This window comes from Paenibacillus sp. NPDC058367, assembly GCF_042723305.1.
Taxonomy (GTDB): Bacteria; Bacillota; Bacilli; order Paenibacillales; family Paenibacillaceae; genus Paenibacillus_AQ.
Genome location: NZ_JBHXIZ010000002.1, coordinates 922,733 through 943,152, shown reverse-complemented (window position 1 = coordinate 943,152; position 20,420 = coordinate 922,733). Strand labels below are relative to the sequence as shown.

The window sequence follows — 20,420 nt, the reverse complement described above, 5'->3', positions numbered from 1 at the left end:
TCTCACTTTTAAATGATATTGATTCTCATTCTCTATGTCAACATATAAATTTTAAATTTTGTGGATTTGCAATAATTTCCTTCTTAAAAATACAAAAAAAGGCTATATTCCGAACGTTCCGGATATAGCCTCTCCTCAATGATCCATTATTTATTCAAATGATATGGGACAGTCGCAACTACAACATCTTTTGAATTCATTAGATACGAACGGATTAAAAAGCTGGTCTGATTATGAAGTACAGCTTGCCACCAATGCTTAGTTATAAACTGTGGAATCAGAATCGTGATATGATCCGTCGCTGCGGTCTTCCACTCCACTGTATCAATAAATTTCACTAACGGACGAATAATACTGCGATATCTGGAACGAAGTACAATCAGGCGTACACCCGGATTCCATTCCTCCCACCGTTGCTCCATTTTTTGAATGTCCTCTTCATCAAAGCCAACATACACGGCTACAACATTATCCGTTAGAGACTTGGCATAGCTGATGGAATGTAGTACAGCACGTGTTACACCCGCAACAGGAACAACAACTGTACTGCCCTTAATCAAAGGTTTATCTGTACTCGGGCATATACGAAGCTGATCTGCAGTGTTCAAATAGTGCTTGTGAATCCGGTGGAACACGAACATTACAGCAGGTAAGAAAATGAAAGCCATCCATACGCTTGAGAATTTAGTGATGATAAAAATAAGCGTAATCGTCAATGTAGTCAGCATACCGATGGTATTTACAACAAATCTTTTTTTCCATCCCGCTGGTTTTGTTTTAAACCAATGAACCATCATTCCTAGCTGTGACAATGTGAAAGGAATGAATACACCAACCGCATAAAGTGGAATCAAGCTTTCTGTATTTCCGTGGAATGCAGCTACAAGCACAGCAGACAGAACACCTAGAAAAATAATACCATTAGAGAAACCTAGACGGTCTCCACGAACCATAAAAGCATGTGGCATATATTTATCTTTTGCAAACATAAATGCGAGCAGCGGGAACGCTGAGTAAGCTGTATTAGCTGCCAAGAACAAAATTACTGCTGTGATACCTTGAATGAAAAAATATAAGGTTCCGCGGCCAAAGGTCGATTCAGCGATCTGTGAAACAACCGTTGCCTTTTCATCAGGCACTATGCCGTACCAATACGCCAATAGTGTGATACCTGTAAACATAAATCCAAGTATAACCCCCATAACCATTAAGGTCTTGGCTGCGTTCTTTTCAGCTGGTGCTTTAAAGTTTGGAATGGCATTAGATACAGCCTCTACACCCGTAAGTGCCGAACAGCCAGAACTGAAGGCTTTTAATAGTAGAAACAAACTAACATTAGAAACAGCAGAGCCAATTTCAGGGACATTCGCATGTACGCCACCTGCTGCATATTTAATAATACCGGAGATAATCAACACTACAATCGACACTACAAACAAATACACTGGGATTGCGATGAATGAAGCTGATTCTGTAACTCCGCGAAGATTAATCAAAGTAAGTAAAATAATAACTGATACTGCAATAAGAACGGTGTGATTATGAAGACTTGGAAAAGCCGATGTGATCGCATCCGTCCCTGCCGACGCACTAACAGCTACGGTCAGAATGTAATCCACTAACAAAGACCCTCCTGCTAAGAGCCCTGTCGGAACACCAAGATTACTCTTGGCAACGATGTAAGCTCCGCCTCCCTGAGGATAAGCGTAAATCGTCTGCCGATAGGATAAAATCAGGATGGCCAGCAGGCCCAATACGGCTAATGCAATTGGCAGGGAATACCAGATGGCAGTAAACCCCGCAGCCACCAGTACAATCAAAATTTGTTCCGTTCCGTAGGCTACAGACGAGAGCGCATCAGAAGACAGGACAGCCAGTGCTTTAACCTTGGATAACTTTTCATGATCGAGTTCGTTCGACTTCATCGGACGCCCGATCAATAGTCGTTTTACCTTGCTTACCATGGTGGATACAGTTCCTTTCTTTGGGAGCTGAAACGGAATTTCCGCGCGCTGTTTTCATTGGTGGATTTCATAAATGCAGACACTAAAAATAGCATACGGAAATGATCCGCATGCTATGCATGGTCATTATCCCACCATTGCTTACGAGGTTAGCTGGCGGATTCGGGCTGTGGTTTAGCCCTACGGTATAAGTCTAATCGACCCATTCCGATTCACCCCATTGGCACATATGCCAAGTTTGGTTCCCCCGTTTTTCCTAAGAAAATTCAGCGCATATTCAACTTCTCACAAGGTCTAATATTAGTCTACAAAGTGTATACAGTAAAGCGTTGAAAAAAATGAAAAAAGAATGAAAAAACATCCAGTAAGCGCAAATACAGCGTCTTATTGGATGCTCTCTTTCATTCTCTTCAATTATCCCTCTGGATCGTGTTTTTAATCACTTTTCACATTTTTTCTGATCCTTTAAAATTAAAAAATCAAAATCCTAAACTTTCCTCTGTATCTAACTCCATCACTTCTTCTTCCTTGCGTCCGTACCAAAGTAAGATGCTAATTAAAGCAAAAGCGATTAATGCAAGGAAAGGAATCGTAATGAATCCAAAAAAGTTCAAGTAATCCTTATTACAAGGAACACCAATTGTACAAGGAAGCACTTTACTTAACGCAGGAATCTTCTGCTCCGCATAATGATAGATCGAGATACTGCCACCAATCAAGCTTAGTGGAAGTACATATGGGATAATCCTTTTATCCCCTCGAAAGGTTGCAATTCCCAAGAGGAATAACTGAGGATACATAAAAATTCGCTGGAACCAGCAAAGCTTACAAGGTTCATATTTCAATACTTCGCTCAGATACAAGCTACCAGCAACAGCAACTAAAGAGACGAACCAGGCCAGATACAGGCAGTTACGCTTGCAAAAAGATAGGAACTTTGTCACTTTGCCTCCACAGCTTTTGCGGCGTCGTTAATCTCAGTTGAAATCGCTTCAATGTTAAATGGATCCGCAGTCATTACTCCATTGATATAAAGGGATGGTGTAGTCGTCACCCCAGCTTCACTAGCTAACTGCATACCCTTATTCAGCTCATCTGCATACGTACGATCCTTAATATCTTTACGCAGCAGTTCGTAATCGATAGCTAACTTCTCTTTCTCCGCAAGGCTTACTAAGAAATCTTCAGTCGCCCATTCTTCGCTCTCATCACCTTGCTGAGCATATACAGCATCATAGAACTTCCAGAATTCATCATGATTCTGATGGTAAACAGATAATGCAGCAAGTGAGGCAGTTTCAGAGTCTGGACCAACGAAAGCCATATTTACAAAGTAGAGCGCTGCTTTTCCCTCGTTGACAAAATCTTGAACAATTTTCGGTTTAACTGAAGTTGCAAATTGGGAACACGCTGGACATTTTAAGTCTCCAAATTCAACAATTTTAACAGGTGCATCCTCTTTACCGACTCTAGGTAGCTCACTGTAATTGAATGCTACTGGTTCTCCCGAAGTGGCATTTTTTGCGGCATCTTTCGAAGCTAACATAAACAATCCAACAAAAATGATGACTACTAAAGCTATTGAACTAATAATTAAAATTCTCGTCTTCTGCTTTTGCTGCTCCTGTTCTACCCGCCGTTTCTCTTGTTTGCTGAGCTGGGGAACGCTTGTACTTTTATTAGGTTTACTCAAGGAGAGTTCCTTTCTGTCCTCTGTGGACTAATGTAGTTTTTATCATATACATTTAAAATTATATAATTTTTAATCTCTTTTTGGCAAACAATACTGTAAAAACACTGTAAAAAAGACACAGCGCTATAGCACTGTGTCCTAATATTACTAATAAGTTCGTTATGCACCAGCTTCTTCAGTCAATAGCTGTAACTTCAGCAGCTTAATTCGAGAAATCCGCTTATTATCCGTTTCTTCCACAATAAACAGATGATCATCAAATTCTACAGACTGTCCTTTTTGAGGTGGATTAACCTCCAATTTAGAATACAGCCAACCGCCTATCGTATCATAATCCTCAGTATCCATATGGAGCCCCAAAAGATCATTGATCTCTTCAATAAGCATCAAGCCGTCGATGGAGTGTTCATCCTCCCCCAGCTTCTCAACACCAGGACGTTCCTCATCGAACTCATCCTGAATTTCTCCTACAATTTCCTCCATGATATCTTCCAGCGTAACCATTCCTGATGTTCCACCGTACTCATCAATCAGAATGGCGATTTGTGTCTTTGCGCGCTGCATGACTTTCAGCAGAGCACTAATCTGTATAGATTCTGGTACGGTTAGTATAGGACGAATCAATTTATTATAGCTTTGTTCACGATCCCTAATTAAGTCCTTGATATGAATGAAGCCTAGGATATGATCCTTATCACCATCACAGACTGGATAACGCGTCCTCATTCCATCAAAAGCAATCTCAAGGTTCTCTTCCGTTGAAAGATGATTATTCAGGCAGATCATTTCTGTTCGAGGAATCATGATCTCACGGGCCATTGTGTCCACAAATTCAAAAATATTGTCAACCAGCGCCATTTCGGTATTATCAATAAAGCCGCTTTTATTACTTTCTTGCATGATAATACGGATTTCTTCTTCCGTATGCGCCGTTCCCAGCTCTGAAGCAGGGGATAAACGGAAGATCCGTAATAAACCACGTGCCAGCCCATTTACGATCCAAATCACTGGATACATGATCTTGTAAAACACATTCATCGGCCCAGATGTTAGCAAAAGGACAGATTCAGCCTTGTTAACTGCAATAGTCTTAGGTGCAAGTTCTCCTAGTACGATATGCAAGATAGTGATAAACATTAGAGCAATAATCAAAGATACAACATTAACAGCGGTTACTCCAAAACCTATACTTCCTAATAAGGGCCCAACAAGGTTAGCTATAGCGGGTTGCCCCAACCATCCTAGCGCAAGTGAAGCCAATGTAATACCAAGCTGACAGGCGGATAGATAACCTTCCAAGTTGCGTACGATGCTTCTCGCTTTTAAAGCTTTTTTACTACCTTCTTCAATAAGGGTATCAATTCTACCGCTTCGTACTTTCACCATTGCGTATTCAACTGAAACAAAAAATCCATTTAATAATACCAACAGAATAATAAGACCTACGTGTAATATACCGGGTAAAGGGTCGCTCAATTTATAATCCTATCCATCATTCTCCGTACGGATGGATAGGCCCACCTCCTTCGTTTTTTCAGAGTATCAGCAAGAAGCTTGCCAGTTGTTCCTTTCAGTATCAATTTCCCAATGGTTTCATCTCCAGTCTGGAATCACGTTTTTGAATATATACTTTATTATATTATTACATAGCCCATCAAAACAGGTCAAAACCAGTGTAAAAATATGATCTATTTTTGCCGCTGATGGACACATACCCCTTAATAGTAGAAACAGGTACAAACTAATAAAAAGAGATTATGTGATTTTTCCGTGATTTTATCAGATGATTTTCTTTTGTTCTAATTTCATATAAATGTGTTCCTTCTATTATATATGTTAAGTCTTTAGAACCCGTCCCGTCAACCGGAGCACCTCCAGCTTACGTTGAAGTTCCAATTGCTACTCATGATCATTCGTAACGCTTGCCAGTCTAGACTGATTTTCGAACATCAGTCAGTCACAACATCAACGCCATGACCAAAATGTGACCATTTACTATTGCACTCTCAAGACAGCAAAAAAACCTTACAAAGTAAGGGTTTTTGATAAGTGGGCCCTGAGGGACTCGAACCCCCGACCAATCGGTTATGAGCCGACCGCTCTAACCAACTGAGCTTGGGGAAAGGTTAAAATGAACTTAACTGCGTTTCTTTTTCTTCTATTATAGAGGTTTTTCTATTGATGCATTTAACTCTATATCAGCTACTTCGTTTACAATTTGGTTAGCAATTAAATTATCTGAGATAAGTCCTTTCTACATCAAAACGATCTCCCGATAAAAAACATCCGATCAAAAAAAGTTATTTTTTAAACATAATCACTTAACAATAAATTTTGATCAGGAAATTTAAGAATTGCTTCTTTCTTATTATGAAGAAGAAATAGTAAATGTAAAACCGCATTAACGCCATTGAGTATTTTTTCTTCCTGTATACCATCCGGTAAATCACCAGTTACATGAACTATTTTATTTCTCCACTTAACAACTTGTTTTATTAGATCAATGTCAATTTTTTCTAAATCCTTTTTATTAATAGTCATGGTTAATAAGCCGGATAATCTGGAGTAAAGACTAAATTCTGGCGCCAAGAATTCATCAATTTGAGCTTTAGAGATTCCTTTTCGATGAGTAAGAAATGCTCGCATAAAACTTGACATTACAATTTCGAGACCAATCACAGCCTCCAGAACAGCTAGTCTGAAATTTTTCGCATGCCAATTTTCCCTAGCATTTACTGCCAACTCCAATTCTGCAGCTGGAATTTTCTGTTCGATAATAGCTGTCATTACTTTTTCCCAAGATATTGTATGTATATAAATCGCACTATTATATGAAGCAGTAATAAATTTATTGAAAATTTCTATTTTCTTTGTAAAAGAATGTATTGCAGCTATTTTATACAAATTACTATCTAATTTACTTTCAACTATATAAGTCCAATTCTCTCCATCAATCGAAAACTGAGGCTTTAATGATTCTAAAATATAATTTTTCTTATCTTCAAATATAATAATTTCATGCAAATTTTCAATTGTTCCATGGACTCGAAAGGATTTAATCACTTGATTTGTTAACTGAACAATTTTTTTTATAAGTTTATCCTCATTTTTACAGAGAGATTCAATTTTATGATTTGACGATGCTGGATTTTCTTCTAAGGTAAACCGAATGCCTCTTAACTCCGCCACACAAAATTGATCTCCTTGATCTCCTTCTTTTACATATCTAAAGGGCTCAAAAATAAACTCAATTCTCCATTCCATTCCATTCACTTTCAATTGTATTGGGCGTATTTCACAAGGATTTTCACCAACTAATGTCATTTCTATCGGTAGTATCCACTCTAAAAGCATCAGTGCCTTCCTCCCATATGTACCCATAATTAGTTTAGCTTATATAGCCCATTATCTAGTATAGCTCATTCTAAAGCTATATCCACTAGTATTGGGATCCCTATTTTTCTCTACGAGTGCCCACATATATGTTGTTCTATAGGGTTCAATAGGGTTTAAAATAGCACAGCTTCTCAGCATTACTCATCTATAGAGTTTTTTAAAGACTTAGATAACGGTAGTAAAATATGACAAATTCTGATAGACTACTCCCAGAATCATACATTGGGGGTATTTATTTTTTATGAAAAGAATTATTGTTCCAATCTTCATGTCACTTGTTTTATTGTTGATGCCTGTACTTGCTGAGGCACATCCAGGACGCACAGATTCAAAGGGCGGTCATTATTGCCGCACAAATTGCGCAAAGTGGGGACTGAAAGACGGAGAGTACCATTACCACAATGGTGGAAGTTCAGATTCAAAACCAGCCGCCACTGCTAAACCAGCTATTAAACCTACCGCGAAACCAACAGCAAAGCCTACAGCTACACCAGCTCCAACTTTGCCTTTACCAAAGAAACAAAATGTTGGCACTCTTCAGGTTTACTTTTTCGATGTTGGACAAGGTGACTCTACCCTAATACGAACTCCGAGCAATCAATATGTCCTCATTGACGGAGGTAATAACGATCAGGGTAAGAATGTAGTGAAGTACCTGAATGCTCTTGGTGTAAAAACACTTGATGCCCTCGTTGCTACTCATCCTGACGCAGATCACATTGGTGGGTTAGACGATGTTCTAAAAGCCTTGGACGTTAAATCTGTCTACGCTCCAAAGGTATCACATACCACTGAGACATACAAAGATTTTTTGACCGCTGTAAAGAATGAGGGACGTACCATCAAAGCAGTGACTAAAGGCGTTACTATTCCTTTAACTGGTGTTGAGGCGAAGTTCCTGGCTCCTATTAGAACGTATGGGGATAATCTTAACGACTGGAGTGCTGTTTTAAAGGTCACCTATAAGAACAAGTCCTTCCTCTTTACCGGTGATGCTGAAAAAGCTTCTGAAAACGATATGTTAGCCGATGGTATGAATTTAAAAGCAGATGTGTTAAAAGTCGGACATCACGGCTCCAGTAGTTCAACCAGCAAAGCATTCATCGACGCCGTTAAACCACAGTACGCAATAATAAGCGTCGGTAAAAACAATTATGGCCATCCGGATTCCGGGATTCTTACAAGATTAAAAAATGCGAATACTTCAGTGTTACGAACTGACCAAAAAGGTACAATTACTGCAATAAGTGATGGCAATAAAATCACCTTTACATCGACTAAGGGGGCAAAGTAAATGCAGAAAGGGATCATTGATCGCTTTGAGGGTGAGTATGCCGTCATTGAATTTGATGGTAGAACCGAAGATGTCCTTAGATCAGAACTACCGGCGGAGGTTAAGCCTGGAGACACGCTTATTTTCGAAGAAGGCAAGGTCATAATTGATACTGAGGGTACAGCCTCGCGGAAAGAAGAAATCTATAGTTTAATGGATGAGTTATTCGAGGAATAATAGATATGCCCTGGCGAAAGTGTCCGGGGCATTTTTTATATTGTGACCTGAATCACATCGTCAATATTAATCCAGTCATAATCATTTTCCATTTGCAGCTTGATTCGTCGTAACTGCCTGTCTATGGCCAACACAATTCCCCGTATCTTGATATCTTGAACCGGTTCAAACTGAGTGATAGTGATCTGCTCCAGATACCGTTTCGAGTAAGCGAGCAACTGATCAATCAATTCCCACTCCTGCGTGTCAAGCACCGGCTTTTTACGGTCCCTCCACTGCTGTCCTCGCTCATCACTGATAATCCGAATCTTATGCTCCGGTAGCATCATTCTACTGCAATCCCAAATACTCTCCAGTTTCTTAACCATGATGTCTGCCCTCCTAGTAATCTGTCCAGTAGTCTATATGACCGCCGTCCAAGCTCCATGAAACTAATGTTGATCGATCCTCAGTTCACTCCCATCCCTCAACGACAACTGCACTCTCTGGCGGTTTGCCAAACTCCCATAAGATGTAGTTATCCTCCGCCAATTCCTGCAGCCCGGCTCGAATCTTTTCTAGTGTCCGCCCGCTCTTTGTCTCCAGTACCTCTAGCGTAGGCATGTATCCGTGATGCACCGAGCAATGCCGCATGATCATCAGAAGCTTGCGGGCCGTATCACTAAGCATGGCGTTTCTCCTGTATGGGTTGCCATGACAGGATACTAGTTTCTAGGAATACACGGGGCGAGTTGGTGGTCAGGCACGTAGCCCGGATACAACCGTCACGAATGCCACAGACCTCGATCTTGCGTTGCGTAATCTTGCACGCTTTATCCAAAAAAATAAGAACGTTTGTTTGTATTATAACCATAATATTTATTCAATGGCAAATGAAGAAGTAAGAGCAGCGAGGTTATCCCCCTGCTCCTATCGTGACGGTTGGTTCAATAACCAGCCGCCAATACCCTTTCTGCTCATGGTTGAACTGGTAATGCACTTGCCCAGCATCCAGGATTGTGCTGGTTTCAGTGCTTAGATCCAGAACGATATCCCATACCGGAACCGAGTAACCACTCGTCATCCTCTGTATAGTGAAGACGACGAACAATTCCATTCACTATGGCATAGCCCGCTCTACGCTATAACAAGTATAGATAGCCCCGTATCCATGGTCCTGAGTATTTCAACAAATTACAATTGATGAGAAAAATCGACATTATTTAATGAAAAACGCAAACATTAATTACAAATTAATCCAATACTTTAGTACCATTGGAAATTTTTGTGGTTGTAGTAAGATAGATATATATCACAAGAAGGGAGATTTTGTTAAAAATGAAAAAAATGATCACAAGTCTTTTCCTCGTATCTACTATTTTTACTAGCTCCATTTTCACATCAATTTCCTCAGCAGACAGCACGAGTAATAATGAGTCTTCAAAGGTAGGGAAAATTAACTTCCAGTTGGTGAACGATAATTTAAACAACTATGAGTACACCTACGAAGAAGACGGGGTTTTCTATCGAATTGTCGAGAATATCGATTTAGAAAAGAACGATGTTTCAAGTGATATATACGTAAAGGAAAATGGTCAATATGTATTAGATTCTGAAGTTTCTTCAAAATTGTTGGAAGATAATAGTTTGCTTATATCTACAACAAAAGATGGTATTATCACAAACGAAACGATACCTACTTCTACTATTATTTCAGAAGATCCTCAAACTGGAATTAATAAAGTAGAAGGATTAAACAATCCTATTGAGAATAGGATTTCAGCAGCTAGCAGCGATTTGACTGACTGGACGTTTCATTCTATTACTAGAGGATCTAGTCTTTCTGAGAGACTTACCGTTGGTGCAATAACAATCGTTATTAGTGCACTTACTCCACTTGCAGCAGTAAAGATCGTCACACAAATTGCAAACCTTTATTATCAGTTGAATAAAACAAATATATATTGGCAAAAGCAATGGTACTATAGACATACCTTGACAAATCCTCCATTACCTCGGGCTGAACGTATTTTCACCTATTTCTATACCGATTCAAGTTACAATAATTATATTTATGACTCTCCTGTAATGGAAGAATCATATACTCCAGGCTGGGGACCATGAGTTAAATACTCAGTAGTACAAAAGTATTGTCGCGAAAAATAAAAACTGACACCCATTATTCCAGTGGGTGTCAGTTTTTATTTTTCGGCTCTTGTTTGCTTTCTCCTACATTATCTATCCGATAAAGGCAGCCTATTTATCGATGTATCTCCTTTGTTTGTTCATCTAAATATTAAAAACAAAACTATTGATACTGAAGAAATAATCAGATATGTTATTATGTTTTTTTTAGTAGGTTTACGGATTATCTCAACCATTATCCAAATAACTATTATCAAAGCTGCCAACCAAAAATTTATTATCGAATGATAAAATGTAGTTAAAATAAAAAGAATTATAGTAATTACGAAAGTTGTTATATTCTCTTTCATAAATTCCCCTTTCACTACTCTTTTATCCAATATCCCATTATCTAATTTCACTTAGCATTCTAATTATATCTCTAAACTTTGTTCTAAAGAAAATTCTGTTGTTTGCTACGCTTTGTTTTAAATGTGTTATTAAATTGTCAGAAATATTATACATTAAAACCCTTTTTCTTGCACGTTTATTATTTGTATAGAGAATACGATGAATAAGAACGTCACTTTTCCTTAACCGAACGGTTACCTCACTTCTCACTATTAAACGAATATACACGTACAAAGATAATCATGGCGGGTATGAATCGGACTTTAAATTAAGTTCTACAGTCGCTTTTTTGGTGTATTAATTTGAGTAAGCAAATGCCTTTTCAATTATTTTACGATAGTGACTTTCAGATGTTTGATCCACCCAATGCCACTTAGTTTGACACCGCCGTATTCAGTTCTTACGGGGTCAACAACTGCAGTACCAGTTACAATTTTATTATAAAGCAAAAACACGTTGAGGTCACAAGGCCTTGCGTGTCAAAATACGATATTCTGAAGAATAAGTTAATTATTCTTATCGTGCACATGTAATCGATATCCTCGGTAAGGGTATGTTTCCTGAAAGCAAACATACCCAGCGGACCACTTAAGGTAGACGGGGTATTTGTTATACACACTTATGCCAAAATCATTCTAAATTCAAATTCACTTCTCATGTAATAAGAATCCGCGACTTTAACACTAACAGGACTCCACTTTTGGACTGGACCCTCACAATCAATTACACAGCCTGCCAGATCACCGCGACGTTCAAGAATATCCACTTGAGACTGCTTTAAGGCAGCCATTAGAAATTCAGAGTCTGTCTTTAGGACTTTGTATATATTACTCAACATGATCACTCCTAAAAAGAGAAGGTAAACAGCGCTATTCCTAAAACAACAACTCCCACGATTAAAATCACTATGCCTTTTCTGTTTTTCAAATATCGATATCCCCCAATAGATATGAGCGCTCCACAAATCATTATCATCAAAGATTGTAGTCCCTCATCTGCACCGTGATGATCATCGATTAATAACGACATGCCTAGAAGAATAGTTGCCGCACAAAAATGGACACCAAATTCTTTAAAGATTTTCTTCATTACAGCACTCCTATGTATCAAAACACCTGGCCTCATTTTCTCTGATTTATGTATTTCTTAATCAAATAAACAAAACAAATCCTAACAATACCAAGCCAAGTATGGTGATTCATAGAATAACTGGATTCCCCACAAAAAAGTAAGTATCTCTATACTGAAAGTTTTCATTATCCATACGTATAGATTAATTCATTTGGAACATTATGTATATGACCTCTATATTACTGATAAGGTAAATTTGCCTGAACGCAAAGAAATACCCCACCATTATTAGCAGGGTACGGTGCTTCCGTATAGTCATAACCTGAGCGATAAAAGATACAATATTGTCTTATTTGAGTACAGTAATAATGATTTGGTTATTTAAAAGAATAAAATCATTTATGCGAGGAGTCCTTACAGTGAATCTTTCGCTGGTATTTCATGCAATTGAAACTGAAATACAACTACAAATACATCTAGTCAGTGGAGAGACATATGTTGGTTTTTGTCAGGAAAGTGACTCTCCAGGTTACTTCATAATAAGAACTGGGAGTGGTTTGTTTTCTTTTCCTTCTTGGGCTATCAAACGTATAAAAGAAGTGATATCCGATTAAAAAAACTAAAGGGAGCCGTACGGGTTATGTATGTATCCTCTAAATTGTTATCTTAACCGAGCTCCAGCCATCTTAATGGAATTCGGTGTATAACCCTCTACGATTCTAAAGAATCCATCTAAATTCATTGTTAAAAAAGAGAGCCCGCAAGAAAATGCAGGCTCTCTTTTTTTCTAAGCTTCGACTGTTTCTGGCCGCTTAATTTGTAAAGGTGGGGGAACAAGCCATCCTTTTTCTTTAGTTATTTCAAGTATTTTAACCCCTAATGCTGCCTTCGTTAAATGATACTTAGCAAATAAGGCTCCAATATCCACTCTAATGGATTGACCCATTACTTGGCTACAAGCCACTAAGCCTGCGGCAATATCAGCAGCAATATGTGCTGCTATTTCAGGATCTGAAAATCTTGCACCGACTGGGATATCCTCAAGCTTTGCATCCGGTCGTTTTGGCATTATGGGTGCTGGAATGATGCCATTATCAGTAAGCAGTGTATCACATTCCTTAATTTCTAATTCTGCTTGATCGATTAGGCTGTTAAGAACCTTTTTCAAATCCTTATCACCCGCATGGTTTAAAAATGCTTGGTAACAAGACACCGCACCTCTTGCCATCACGGAAGTTTGCCAAACACTAAAAACCTCACCAAAGTGCATAGGCTCATCTTTTGCATTACCATTAAGAATACCTGACATCGGATTATCCACTCCTTTATTTATCTTCAGAATTTATAGTATCCACAAATTCTTTTTTCATGTAAAAACCTTTTTAACCATCGGAATTTGCGGGTAAAGCAAGAATACCCCGCCTACCACTTAAGGTTGACAGGGTACGTCTTTGACTATGTATGATGAAAAAAATCCGCCAGCATGAGTACTGGCGGATTTAATAAGGTGCAGCCATATTGGGAGGTTTGAAACTTAAATCATGAAAGTTTTAGAGATGATGACCAGCAAGATAAACAGAACCAGAATTGCGGTGGTAGAAGTAAAGCCACCAAATTCGCCCATCTTAATTCCTCCTTTGTAATTGAATACAACTTAGAATAAACAGGCTTTTGTAATGATAACCAACAGGATAAAGAGTACCAAGATTGCACCTGTGGATGTAAAGGCTCCACCAACAAAGCGTTCAGGTTCACGTTCACGTTCACGTTCACGTTCACCAACGCCGCAACAACGTTCTCCACGTACTTCGCCCATTTGTCAATTCCTCCTTTTTAATTGGATACAAAACTAAGATATGCGGGATTTGTATCGGTGCTTGGGTAAAGAAGAACCAAAATAGTAGGCTTGTTTTGGGATCCGGCATTTCGTAAAAAACAAAAAAATACCCACCAGCTGAAGCCAGTGGGCATAATTCTAAACTTTTGTATTAATCAGAAACCAGAATAGCATCAAAGCTTTCTGGACCTACACGAACTGTTCCCAGCAAGTTAGATGAAACAAAAGCTGTATACGTCAATTGCGGTGTTACTGGAGGATTAAAATCATCAGCAGAGAAAGCAATTACTTGTGGAGCAAGAATACTTAAACCAAAAGTTGAAGTGGCTGAGTAAACTAATGGATCTGTAGGCAAGGTTCCTCTTACAATCGTAATTGTAATACCCACTAAAGCTAGAGGAAGCGTAACAGATATCGTTCCTTTAAGCAGCACACGAGGATTAGTAGTAACTCCTTGCGATATAAGCCCTACTTGTCCGAATAACTGAGGAGTGTTTAGAAATGTAATTGGAATTGCAATAGAATTTGCATAACTCGCATTCTGCGACGTTCTTCCATCAAGATAAGTTCCCAAATGAATAACCTCCTTTCGATAAGTTATAGTATTGTATGTCCTAAGAGGTTATACAGCTTGGACATTTCATCTGGAAACAACGTTTGATTTCAACCATTTATTTGTCGAAGAAGAATTAAACCCCGCTGACCACTTCAATTTGACTACAGACTTTTCCTTCTATTTTATTAAATTAAGTAATTTTAGAATAAGGTTATTTGAACAATCTATCCCAGATAAAATGCATAAACTACTATAGGAGGATTTATTCAGAACGAGGTGAGAAAAGATGGATATGATTTTAATAGATATTTTCTGCCCAATATGCAAACAAGTAAAGGCAAAAGACTATTCGACAAGGGACCTGCAACATCTACTATTGAATAATCCAACGTATCCTATGTTAATTTGTAGCGATTGTGAAGAACGAATTTTAAAAAGCCTTAAAAACCATATTGAAAAAACAAATAATTTGTAGCTTAAAAAAGCCCACTAGCCGAAGCCAGTGGGTGAATTGATTTACTCTTTTGTAGTCCCATCTCGTTTACTAAATACCAACTCAAACAACCCAGTAGCAGACAATCCCGCAAGACCACCTGCCCATAATCGAAGAACAAGTCCCAACTCAGTAAACGGTTGAGCAGCTGCACCAATCAACAAACCGATCACTAAACCAATCATGGGCAATATATTTTTAGGTACATTAACGGTAGCCTTCACAAATTGTACTCCTGCAAACACAAATGCTGCTAAAACAGATGCAAAAGCTAGAACATTATTCAGTGCTTCATTATTCATAGTTAATCCCCCCTTATTCTGTTGGCATCCCAGCAGCACGTCTCAGATGATTGGCCGCACTTTTAAAATAATCCATTCCAGACTTGTCTCCCTTACGATGAGCAGTGAACCATCCTGGAGAGAGAAATCTAAAAATTAGCTCCTGAGCATTACTTTTATACAACTGTTTAAAAGGTTCTGCTGATCCAAGTTGCAACGGGATACATGATGCCAATCTCAGGTTATCAGCTAGGTTGTGCAAATGAGTTGTTTCCACTTGATTACCTGCTTGTCGAGCTACAAACCAAGCTGGAGATACATAATCATCAATTAGGCGCTGAGCTACACCGGCTGGCATCTGTACAGCAATAGGCGGTACAACGGTTACTGGTTGTTCCTTAATTTCTGCCACCACGTCATAAAGTAGATCCTTAAGTGTTTTACCAACTGTAGCCAACGCCTGATCAATATCACTTTTACGCGCAGGATCTAGCTGCTTATGACTCGGAATATGTGTCAGTGGATTTAGACCCCACTTGTCACAGCAATAAGCCATATACCATACAAAGCGCTTGTATGCTTCAATGGTATTTATCTTGCCGCCATAACATAGCTCCACACCTAGAGCAATATCATTAGCATCATCTCCATAAAGCTTATTGTCTGTTGTAACACTGTAGAGGACATGCCAAGCCTTTTCTGCTGGATCGGACCCAGTACCTGCTGGGATGATCTCTAAGATTTTTTTATCGTCAATGAATGTCTGAGCTGAGGCTGAGCGGTCCTTGAGGTTTTGAAAATAAGTAAAATGGTTATCCGCGGTTGCTCCCGGATTACCTGTATCATGAGCAACTAAAAAGCCCGGCGTTCCCGATGTTAAACGGGTGCCGGGCCGAACATTTTGGCGTTTGTTGATATAACGCCGTTCGATCGTGTATTTATCTCTAATCAACTTAGTTTCCTCCCATTCTGATCGCCACGACAATGGCCCCTATAATAACTGTAATGATTGCCCCTCCAACTGTTCGCCAAAGCCAACGTTGTGCATCCTCGATGCGATCCAGCCTGTGGTGCGCTGATTTAGTAGATTGTATTGCCTCCCGCGCAAGGTCGCGTGTAGCCTCGATTGTTGAGGCTAGTGCCGGTACTGCTTCTAGGGTTTTCTCGATTCTAGCTAACTGTATTTGAATTTCTACTAATTTATCCTCCGTCCCCATAACTCCGCCTCCTCCCGACATCATTACTCCCCCCTTTCTACATCTGTGATATAAAGAGCCCCCAGGGATCCGAAGGCAAAATAAAAACGCCTACTATGGCGTAATAGATTGGAATATTTTGTTTTGTTTTGTCGAATAACACTAAATCATTTAAACCCAAAAGCGTGCCAAGTAAATATGGTATTGATGACAAGAGTAAGAGGCCATCCAGTCGATCTAATCGTAAACGACGTATTGTCGGTCCATATCCCCCTAGATCTAGTTGAACCAGTTCCTAGTGGATTCGAAGATGAGTTTGTAGACTTCCAATACATATCAGCTTCGAAAGCCCCGCCGCTAGGGTTGAAAAAATAACTTTGCCCTGTAAACGTTAAATTATCACCCTGTCCATTAACTGCGCTTGCCGTTAGATACACCATAAGAGGCTTAAAGCCTACTTGCGTAGTTAGCTCCCCACCACTCAGTGCATTAAGAGTCCCCGTTGTGTAATTTGTAGTAGCTACAGAAGCAGTGCCAACTAGACGTTTACCTTGGCTGTATGCTATCGCCCCTGCTTTGATATCTGCAGCGGTTGCGGTAGCGTCTGAGGTAGCAGTACCGTCTAGTCCTAGCATTTCGAAGCCCATGATAATGTTCTTAGCGGAACAATGAAGGGCATCTACATAAGTAAATTGTGAACCACCATTTACGGCTAGGTACTTATCATCACCTGTCTGCGGTATTGATACTGATAAATAGCCCTCTTGCAAATAGGCGCTACTCGCAAGTATTTCTTTGTCACCCATGTTCGGCATAGTACCGACCCCTCCGTAGATAGGGCCGGCATTGAATTTATTTCCCGCAAGTACTTGTGATGCCTTGGCATTCCCGGGCGTATATATAATAGCCATTGTAACACCTCCATCTGTTATTAGCAGTCAATAATCGAGCCTGACGCATAGACTGCGTTTGCTGCACTACACTTAATCAAAATGCTTATTGGGCTATCTGAAGTAGCAGCGAAGAAAGCAACGGGTAGAGAGTAGCTTCCTATAGGGAATACATCGTCTACGATTACCGTGCTCTGTACTGTAGAGGCATGATCTTTGTAAGTAGCTGTTACCTTTACACTAGAGGCAGCAGTCAGTCGTAAGTACACTCTCGCCTCGAAGTTACCACTTTCCGCAGGCGTACGTGCCAGAAAGGCAAACTCAGAAGTAGTCGTAACGAAGTAATTTGTCGCACTAGCTTTTCCATATTGCGGAGTCAATGCTGGTGTTACAGCATTGAAGATACCTGTTTCAGAGGTAATCAAACCCATCTGCCAGCCTTTCTCCCAGCCTGTTATAGTGCCAAAAGCGCCCGTAAATTCAGATACCTCTATATGTGTAATACCCCATACAGTAGTGAGGCTTCCTAATAGAATGCAGTTGTTCGTACCATCATGAGCTAAACGAACTCGATCAAATGGAACTCTACCATTTAACACAGCACTGACGTTAGCCCAAGCAGGAGTAGTAGAGTAGTTGTAGCCACCTAGAATCAATTCCCAAGCACCTTTGCCTAGGGTATAATCATACCCTTTTATTTTGATACTCATCATGGTATTGCTCCATGTTTTAGGTAGTGTGATTTTAATAGTCCCTGTAGCAGTACCAGTAGCATTATACCCCACTAAGTTACGATAGCTATAGAAAGAACCATCATAGTTCCTAACATGAGCAGCAACCATAGTTCCCCCAGTACTACTGATACTAGTTGCCCAGGGTGTCCAAGTATTAGACCCTGTTCTGATTCTGGTCTGTGCTACCCCTGTTGTGACATCAACTGCTTCTTGCTTTATAAAAGGACTGCTCCCATCAGTTCTTGATACACTGACTATTCCATGCAATATAGTAGGCGGTGCATTCAATAAACCTGTCGCAGCGCTCATGGCATAAATGCCATTGTTTGTAAGCGTATTGAAGTCGGTGTTGTTTGCTATCGGTGTTCTAGTCATGAACAACGGAGCATCATTATACCCTGTCCACATTGGAACCCAAGCCGACCAAGCACCATTGTTCACTTTACGACGCACATACGTGTTACCCAAGGTTCCATAGAACATCTGCCATATCCAGTTAGTACTTGAGTCGTGCGTTTCACCAGAACTCAAGTGGATTAGCACCTGTCCATATTCGGTAGGTGATGGGCTTCCTGGAATCCCTGTTGATACGCTATAAGTGCCCGCTGTAAAGGCTGAATCTAAGTTAGAAATTCCGCCTGTTGCACCTAGAGAACTGTACGTGTTAACTCTCGGTAGCTTGGCATTAGTGTCCAGGCCCCCGTAACCGCTAGCTTTGTTCTTCTTACTGGTAGTCTCAATTTCTTCCCATGCTCCCCAAGCACCCTGATACACGTTCCGTGTATAGATAAACATCTCCCCTGTGCCGGGAATTCCAAAAGTAATGAACCACTGGTTTACGCCGTTGTGCCGCGACACCCGTAGGTAGAATGCAGCCGATGCGGGTTTATTCGCAATAGTAGCCGCTATAGATGATGTTCCTTGGTAATACTCCCCTTCGGAAGTGTACGTGTTCAGGTCTGCACTAGCAGGAATCTCTACAGCCTTACGTGCTATGTTAGAAGGAATCTGAGTATCAGGAACTTTAACATTTGCATCTAGTCCAGCAACACCGTTGGCAGCTCCTTTGTCTGATTTAGGAATAGACGCATTCTTTGCGTTTGTTTCAGCAGCATTCCACGCAGTACGCTCTGCTGCGGTGAGATGTACTACGGTGTTATCTACGTGAACCTTGGTTGCTGCTAACGTAATGTCAGGTGCGTCGAATGGATTAGCTTTACCTGTGATGGCTTTGAAGTACTTGGTAATCCAAGAGAACCACTGAGTGATCGAACCTACTAAACCATATGCTGTTGTAGTATTAGGATCCGCAGTACGATTACCTATCGTTGTATCTGTAGCCGATCCCGCAGCACCAGCTCCAGGAATGAGCCCGGCCAACTTCGCCTTCTCTGCAGAAGAATAATCCTCTGTTGAAAGTTGTTTGCCTGATACCTTGTCCACTTTTCCCGAGAGCTGATTGGTGACTGTGGCCGCAAAGTTTGGATCATTATTCAGTGCATCTCCGATTTCCTTTAGTGTATCCAGAGCATCCGGCGCGGCCCCGACCACAGCTTGAATACGCTGGTCAGTCTCCGTTTTGCTGTAAGTAGATGACTTATCTGCCTTTGCAAGTAGCGCGGTATCTGCATAGGTTTTGGCAGCTGATAGAGCAGCATCTGCTTTAGTCTGAGCACCTGCAGGTGTCTCCTTGGCTTTCCATTCCGCTCTTTCAGCAGCCGTTATGTGCTTAACCGTATCTTTTTTATGTGTATCAATATCCGCAGCGTTTTGATCTGCCAGTTCATGGACGGTCTCAATACCATCTTCTATGTGATTCAAACGCTGAGATGTAAGACGTGTACCTTCTTGGACCAGTTCGTACAAAGGCCGCCCGGTTTGCGGGTCAGTCTTTTGCTTTCCCGAGGAATCCTTTATCGGCTTGGTCAAGTCGGGAATCTCGTCCTTCCACTGCTGTTTGTTATACACCACCAGCATTCGCCTCCAATCTCAAAACAAATTCAAAGGTAATCAAAAACCCCTTATCGTTTTTAGTTACGAGAAGGGGTTGTTCTGCCAGTATGTTGCCTTCAGCATCCAGCAAGGCTGCGCCTAAAAGTTGTTTGCCGATGGCTTGCGTCTCCATTATATAAATGTACTTTCGAACAGACATACCAGACACAATTGTGTTGTAAATAGGATACGTCGTCTGAACGCCTCCTATATTCACCCGCGCGCTGACGATGTGGCCATTCAAATTCGAAATCAACTTCTCCAGAAGCAACTGCTTAATAACGTCTGCCATT

General features: G+C 40.3%; 23 protein-coding genes, 1 tRNA gene and 1 riboswitch. Of the genes, 3 read left to right on the top strand and 21 right to left on the bottom strand.

All coding sequences use genetic code 11. The features are described 5' to 3' along the window. Positions 1-146: 146 nt before the first annotated feature. The 6 genes from ACFWMP_RS15335 to ACFWMP_RS15310 form a co-directional block, all read right to left on the bottom strand. Entirely contained in the window at positions 147-1,964 is a 1,818-nt protein-coding gene (locus ACFWMP_RS15335; protein WP_076298722.1) for an APC family permease, read from the bottom strand. A gap of 123 nt (positions 1,965-2,087) precedes the next feature. Continuing rightward, positions 2,088-2,246: riboswitch (cyclic di-AMP (ydaO/yuaA leader) on the bottom strand. Positions 2,247-2,443: 197 nt separating this feature from the next. After that, complete coding sequence (locus ACFWMP_RS15330) at positions 2,444-2,908, bottom strand: disulfide oxidoreductase (protein ID WP_042128176.1); 465 nt, start codon at positions 2,906-2,908, stop codon at positions 2,444-2,446. Beyond that, a complete protein-coding gene (locus ACFWMP_RS15325) occupies positions 2,905-3,657 on the bottom strand; it encodes a DsbA family protein (RefSeq protein ID WP_042188642.1) in 753 nt (250 codons plus the stop codon). Before ACFWMP_RS15325 ends, ACFWMP_RS15330 begins: the two co-directional genes overlap by 4 nt. 159 nt (positions 3,658-3,816) lie before the next feature. Then, positions 3,817-5,133, bottom strand: coding sequence for a hemolysin family protein (locus tag ACFWMP_RS15320; RefSeq protein WP_042188644.1), 1,317 nt, complete (start codon positions 5,131-5,133; stop codon positions 3,817-3,819). Between the two features lie 574 nt (positions 5,134-5,707). Next, a tRNA-Met gene (locus tag ACFWMP_RS15315) sits at positions 5,708-5,773 on the bottom strand. A gap of 191 nt (positions 5,774-5,964) precedes the next feature. After that, positions 5,965-7,011: a hypothetical protein gene (locus ACFWMP_RS15310; protein ID WP_379424143.1), complete on the bottom strand. Its 1,047-nt coding sequence runs from the start codon at positions 7,009-7,011 to the stop codon at positions 5,965-5,967. Positions 7,012-7,294: 283 nt separating this feature from the next. Here ACFWMP_RS15310 and ACFWMP_RS15305 point away from each other — a divergent pair, with 283 nt between their 5' ends. Further along, on the top strand, positions 7,295-8,347 hold the full coding sequence (locus ACFWMP_RS15305; RefSeq protein WP_379424142.1) for an MBL fold metallo-hydrolase: 1,053 nt from the start codon (positions 7,295-7,297) through the stop codon (positions 8,345-8,347). After that, positions 8,348-8,563: a DUF3006 domain-containing protein gene (locus ACFWMP_RS15300; RefSeq protein WP_379424141.1), complete on the top strand. Its 216-nt coding sequence runs from the start codon at positions 8,348-8,350 to the stop codon at positions 8,561-8,563. Positions 8,564-8,598: 35 nt separating this feature from the next. On the opposite strand, the gene ACFWMP_RS15295 is transcribed toward ACFWMP_RS15300, so the two are convergent. The 3 genes from ACFWMP_RS15295 to ACFWMP_RS15285 all read right to left on the bottom strand — a co-directional run bounded on the left by ACFWMP_RS15295 (position 8,599) and on the right by ACFWMP_RS15285 (position 9,659). Then, complete coding sequence (locus ACFWMP_RS15295; RefSeq protein ID WP_379424140.1) at positions 8,599-8,931, bottom strand: YolD-like family protein; 333 nt, start codon at positions 8,929-8,931, stop codon at positions 8,599-8,601. An 85-nt stretch (positions 8,932-9,016) separates the two neighbouring features. Next, positions 9,017-9,232, bottom strand: a complete 216-nt coding sequence (locus tag ACFWMP_RS15290; protein WP_379424139.1) for a helix-turn-helix domain-containing protein — start codon at positions 9,230-9,232, stop codon at positions 9,017-9,019. A gap of 226 nt (positions 9,233-9,458) precedes the next feature. After that, positions 9,459-9,659 carry a hypothetical protein gene (locus tag ACFWMP_RS15285; RefSeq protein WP_379424138.1) on the bottom strand — a complete coding sequence of 67 codons (201 nt, stop codon included), beginning with the start codon at positions 9,657-9,659 and terminating at the stop codon, positions 9,459-9,461. Positions 9,660-9,880: 221 nt separating this feature from the next. Here ACFWMP_RS15285 and ACFWMP_RS15280 point away from each other — a divergent pair, with 221 nt between their 5' ends. Continuing rightward, the gene (locus ACFWMP_RS15280) at positions 9,881-10,666 is read left to right on the top strand and encodes a hypothetical protein (protein WP_379424137.1); all 786 of its coding nucleotides are present in this window, start codon (positions 9,881-9,883) and stop codon (positions 10,664-10,666) included. A 1,030-nt stretch (positions 10,667-11,696) separates the two neighbouring features. Here ACFWMP_RS15280 and ACFWMP_RS15275 read toward each other — a convergent pair. The 12 genes from ACFWMP_RS15275 to ACFWMP_RS15220 all read right to left on the bottom strand — a co-directional run bounded on the left by ACFWMP_RS15275 (position 11,697) and on the right by ACFWMP_RS15220 (position 20,419). After that, positions 11,697-11,915: a hypothetical protein gene (locus tag ACFWMP_RS15275; RefSeq protein WP_379424136.1), complete on the bottom strand. Its 219-nt coding sequence runs from the start codon at positions 11,913-11,915 to the stop codon at positions 11,697-11,699. An 8-nt stretch (positions 11,916-11,923) separates the two neighbouring features. Then, a complete protein-coding gene (locus ACFWMP_RS15270; RefSeq protein ID WP_379424135.1) occupies positions 11,924-12,166 on the bottom strand; it encodes a hypothetical protein in 243 nt (80 codons plus the stop codon). 769 nt (positions 12,167-12,935) lie between these two features. Continuing rightward, positions 12,936-13,457, bottom strand: a complete 522-nt coding sequence (locus ACFWMP_RS15265; protein ID WP_379424134.1) for a DUF3231 family protein — start codon at positions 13,455-13,457, stop codon at positions 12,936-12,938. Positions 13,458-13,682: 225 nt separating this feature from the next. Then, on the bottom strand, positions 13,683-13,772 hold the full coding sequence (locus ACFWMP_RS15260) for a YjcZ family sporulation protein (protein ID WP_379424133.1): 90 nt from the start codon (positions 13,770-13,772) through the stop codon (positions 13,683-13,685). 30 nt (positions 13,773-13,802) lie between these two features. Then, on the bottom strand, positions 13,803-13,964 hold the full coding sequence (locus ACFWMP_RS15255) for a hypothetical protein (protein WP_379424132.1): 162 nt from the start codon (positions 13,962-13,964) through the stop codon (positions 13,803-13,805). A 172-nt stretch (positions 13,965-14,136) separates the two neighbouring features. Continuing rightward, a complete protein-coding gene (locus tag ACFWMP_RS15250) occupies positions 14,137-14,559 on the bottom strand; it encodes a hypothetical protein (RefSeq protein ID WP_379424131.1) in 423 nt (140 codons plus the stop codon). Between the two features lie 498 nt (positions 14,560-15,057). After that, positions 15,058-15,336, bottom strand: coding sequence for a holin (locus ACFWMP_RS15245; RefSeq protein WP_379424130.1), 279 nt, complete (start codon positions 15,334-15,336; stop codon positions 15,058-15,060). A 13-nt stretch (positions 15,337-15,349) separates the two neighbouring features. Then, positions 15,350-16,267 (bottom strand): peptidoglycan recognition protein family protein, encoded by a 918-nt coding sequence (locus ACFWMP_RS15240; protein WP_379424129.1) that lies wholly within the window; start codon positions 16,265-16,267, stop codon positions 15,350-15,352. A gap of 1 nt (position 16,268) precedes the next feature. Further along, a complete protein-coding gene (locus ACFWMP_RS15235) occupies positions 16,269-16,556 on the bottom strand; it encodes a hemolysin XhlA family protein (RefSeq protein ID WP_379424128.1) in 288 nt (95 codons plus the stop codon). Positions 16,557-16,678: 122 nt separating this feature from the next. Continuing rightward, positions 16,679-17,422, bottom strand: coding sequence for a hypothetical protein (locus ACFWMP_RS15230; protein ID WP_379424127.1), 744 nt, complete (start codon positions 17,420-17,422; stop codon positions 16,679-16,681). 20 nt (positions 17,423-17,442) lie between these two features. Continuing rightward, positions 17,443-20,106, bottom strand: coding sequence for a pyocin knob domain-containing protein (locus tag ACFWMP_RS15225; RefSeq protein WP_379424126.1), 2,664 nt, complete (start codon positions 20,104-20,106; stop codon positions 17,443-17,445). Next, a complete protein-coding gene (locus ACFWMP_RS15220; protein ID WP_379424125.1) occupies positions 20,096-20,419 on the bottom strand; it encodes a hypothetical protein in 324 nt (107 codons plus the stop codon). The genes ACFWMP_RS15225 and ACFWMP_RS15220 overlap by 11 nt, the downstream gene beginning before the upstream one ends. Position 20,420 lies beyond the last annotated feature (1 nt).

Bases quoted from the DNA above. Each gene is read 5' to 3' on its own strand.
- ACFWMP_RS15280 (WP_379424137.1), top strand. From the start codon at position 9,881: ATGAAAAAAATGATCACAAGTCTTTTCCTCGTATCTACTATTTTTACT.
- ACFWMP_RS15245 (WP_379424130.1), bottom strand. From the start codon at position 15,336: ATGAATAATGAAGCACTGAATAATGTTCTAGCTTTTGCATCTGTTTTA.
- ACFWMP_RS15235 (WP_379424128.1), bottom strand. From the start codon at position 16,556: ATGATGTCGGGAGGAGGCGGAGTTATGGGGACGGAGGATAAATTAGTA.
- ACFWMP_RS15285 (WP_379424138.1), bottom strand. From the start codon at position 9,659: ATGGAATTGTTCGTCGTCTTCACTATACAGAGGATGACGAGTGGTTAC.
- ACFWMP_RS15220 (WP_379424125.1), bottom strand. From the start codon at position 20,419: ATGGCAGACGTTATTAAGCAGTTGCTTCTGGAGAAGTTGATTTCGAAT.
- ACFWMP_RS15310 (WP_379424143.1), bottom strand. From the start codon at position 7,011: ATGCTTTTAGAGTGGATACTACCGATAGAAATGACATTAGTTGGTGAA.
- ACFWMP_RS15305 (WP_379424142.1), top strand. From the start codon at position 7,295: ATGAAAAGAATTATTGTTCCAATCTTCATGTCACTTGTTTTATTGTTG.
- ACFWMP_RS15265 (WP_379424134.1), bottom strand. From the start codon at position 13,457: ATGTCAGGTATTCTTAATGGTAATGCAAAAGATGAGCCTATGCACTTT.
- ACFWMP_RS15260 (WP_379424133.1), bottom strand. From the start codon at position 13,772: ATGGGCGAATTTGGTGGCTTTACTTCTACCACCGCAATTCTGGTTCTG.
- ACFWMP_RS15255 (WP_379424132.1), bottom strand. From the start codon at position 13,964: ATGGGCGAAGTACGTGGAGAACGTTGTTGCGGCGTTGGTGAACGTGAA.
- ACFWMP_RS15275 (WP_379424136.1), bottom strand. From the start codon at position 11,915: ATGTTGAGTAATATATACAAAGTCCTAAAGACAGACTCTGAATTTCTA.
- ACFWMP_RS15295 (WP_379424140.1), bottom strand. From the start codon at position 8,931: ATGGTTAAGAAACTGGAGAGTATTTGGGATTGCAGTAGAATGATGCTA.
- ACFWMP_RS15335 (WP_076298722.1), bottom strand. From the start codon at position 1,964: ATGGTAAGCAAGGTAAAACGACTATTGATCGGGCGTCCGATGAAGTCG.
- ACFWMP_RS15230 (WP_379424127.1), bottom strand. From the start codon at position 17,422: ATGGCTATTATATATACGCCCGGGAATGCCAAGGCATCACAAGTACTT.
- ACFWMP_RS15300 (WP_379424141.1), top strand. From the start codon at position 8,348: ATGCAGAAAGGGATCATTGATCGCTTTGAGGGTGAGTATGCCGTCATT.
- ACFWMP_RS15290 (WP_379424139.1), bottom strand. From the start codon at position 9,232: ATGCTTAGTGATACGGCCCGCAAGCTTCTGATGATCATGCGGCATTGC.
- ACFWMP_RS15270 (WP_379424135.1), bottom strand. From the start codon at position 12,166: ATGAAGAAAATCTTTAAAGAATTTGGTGTCCATTTTTGTGCGGCAACT.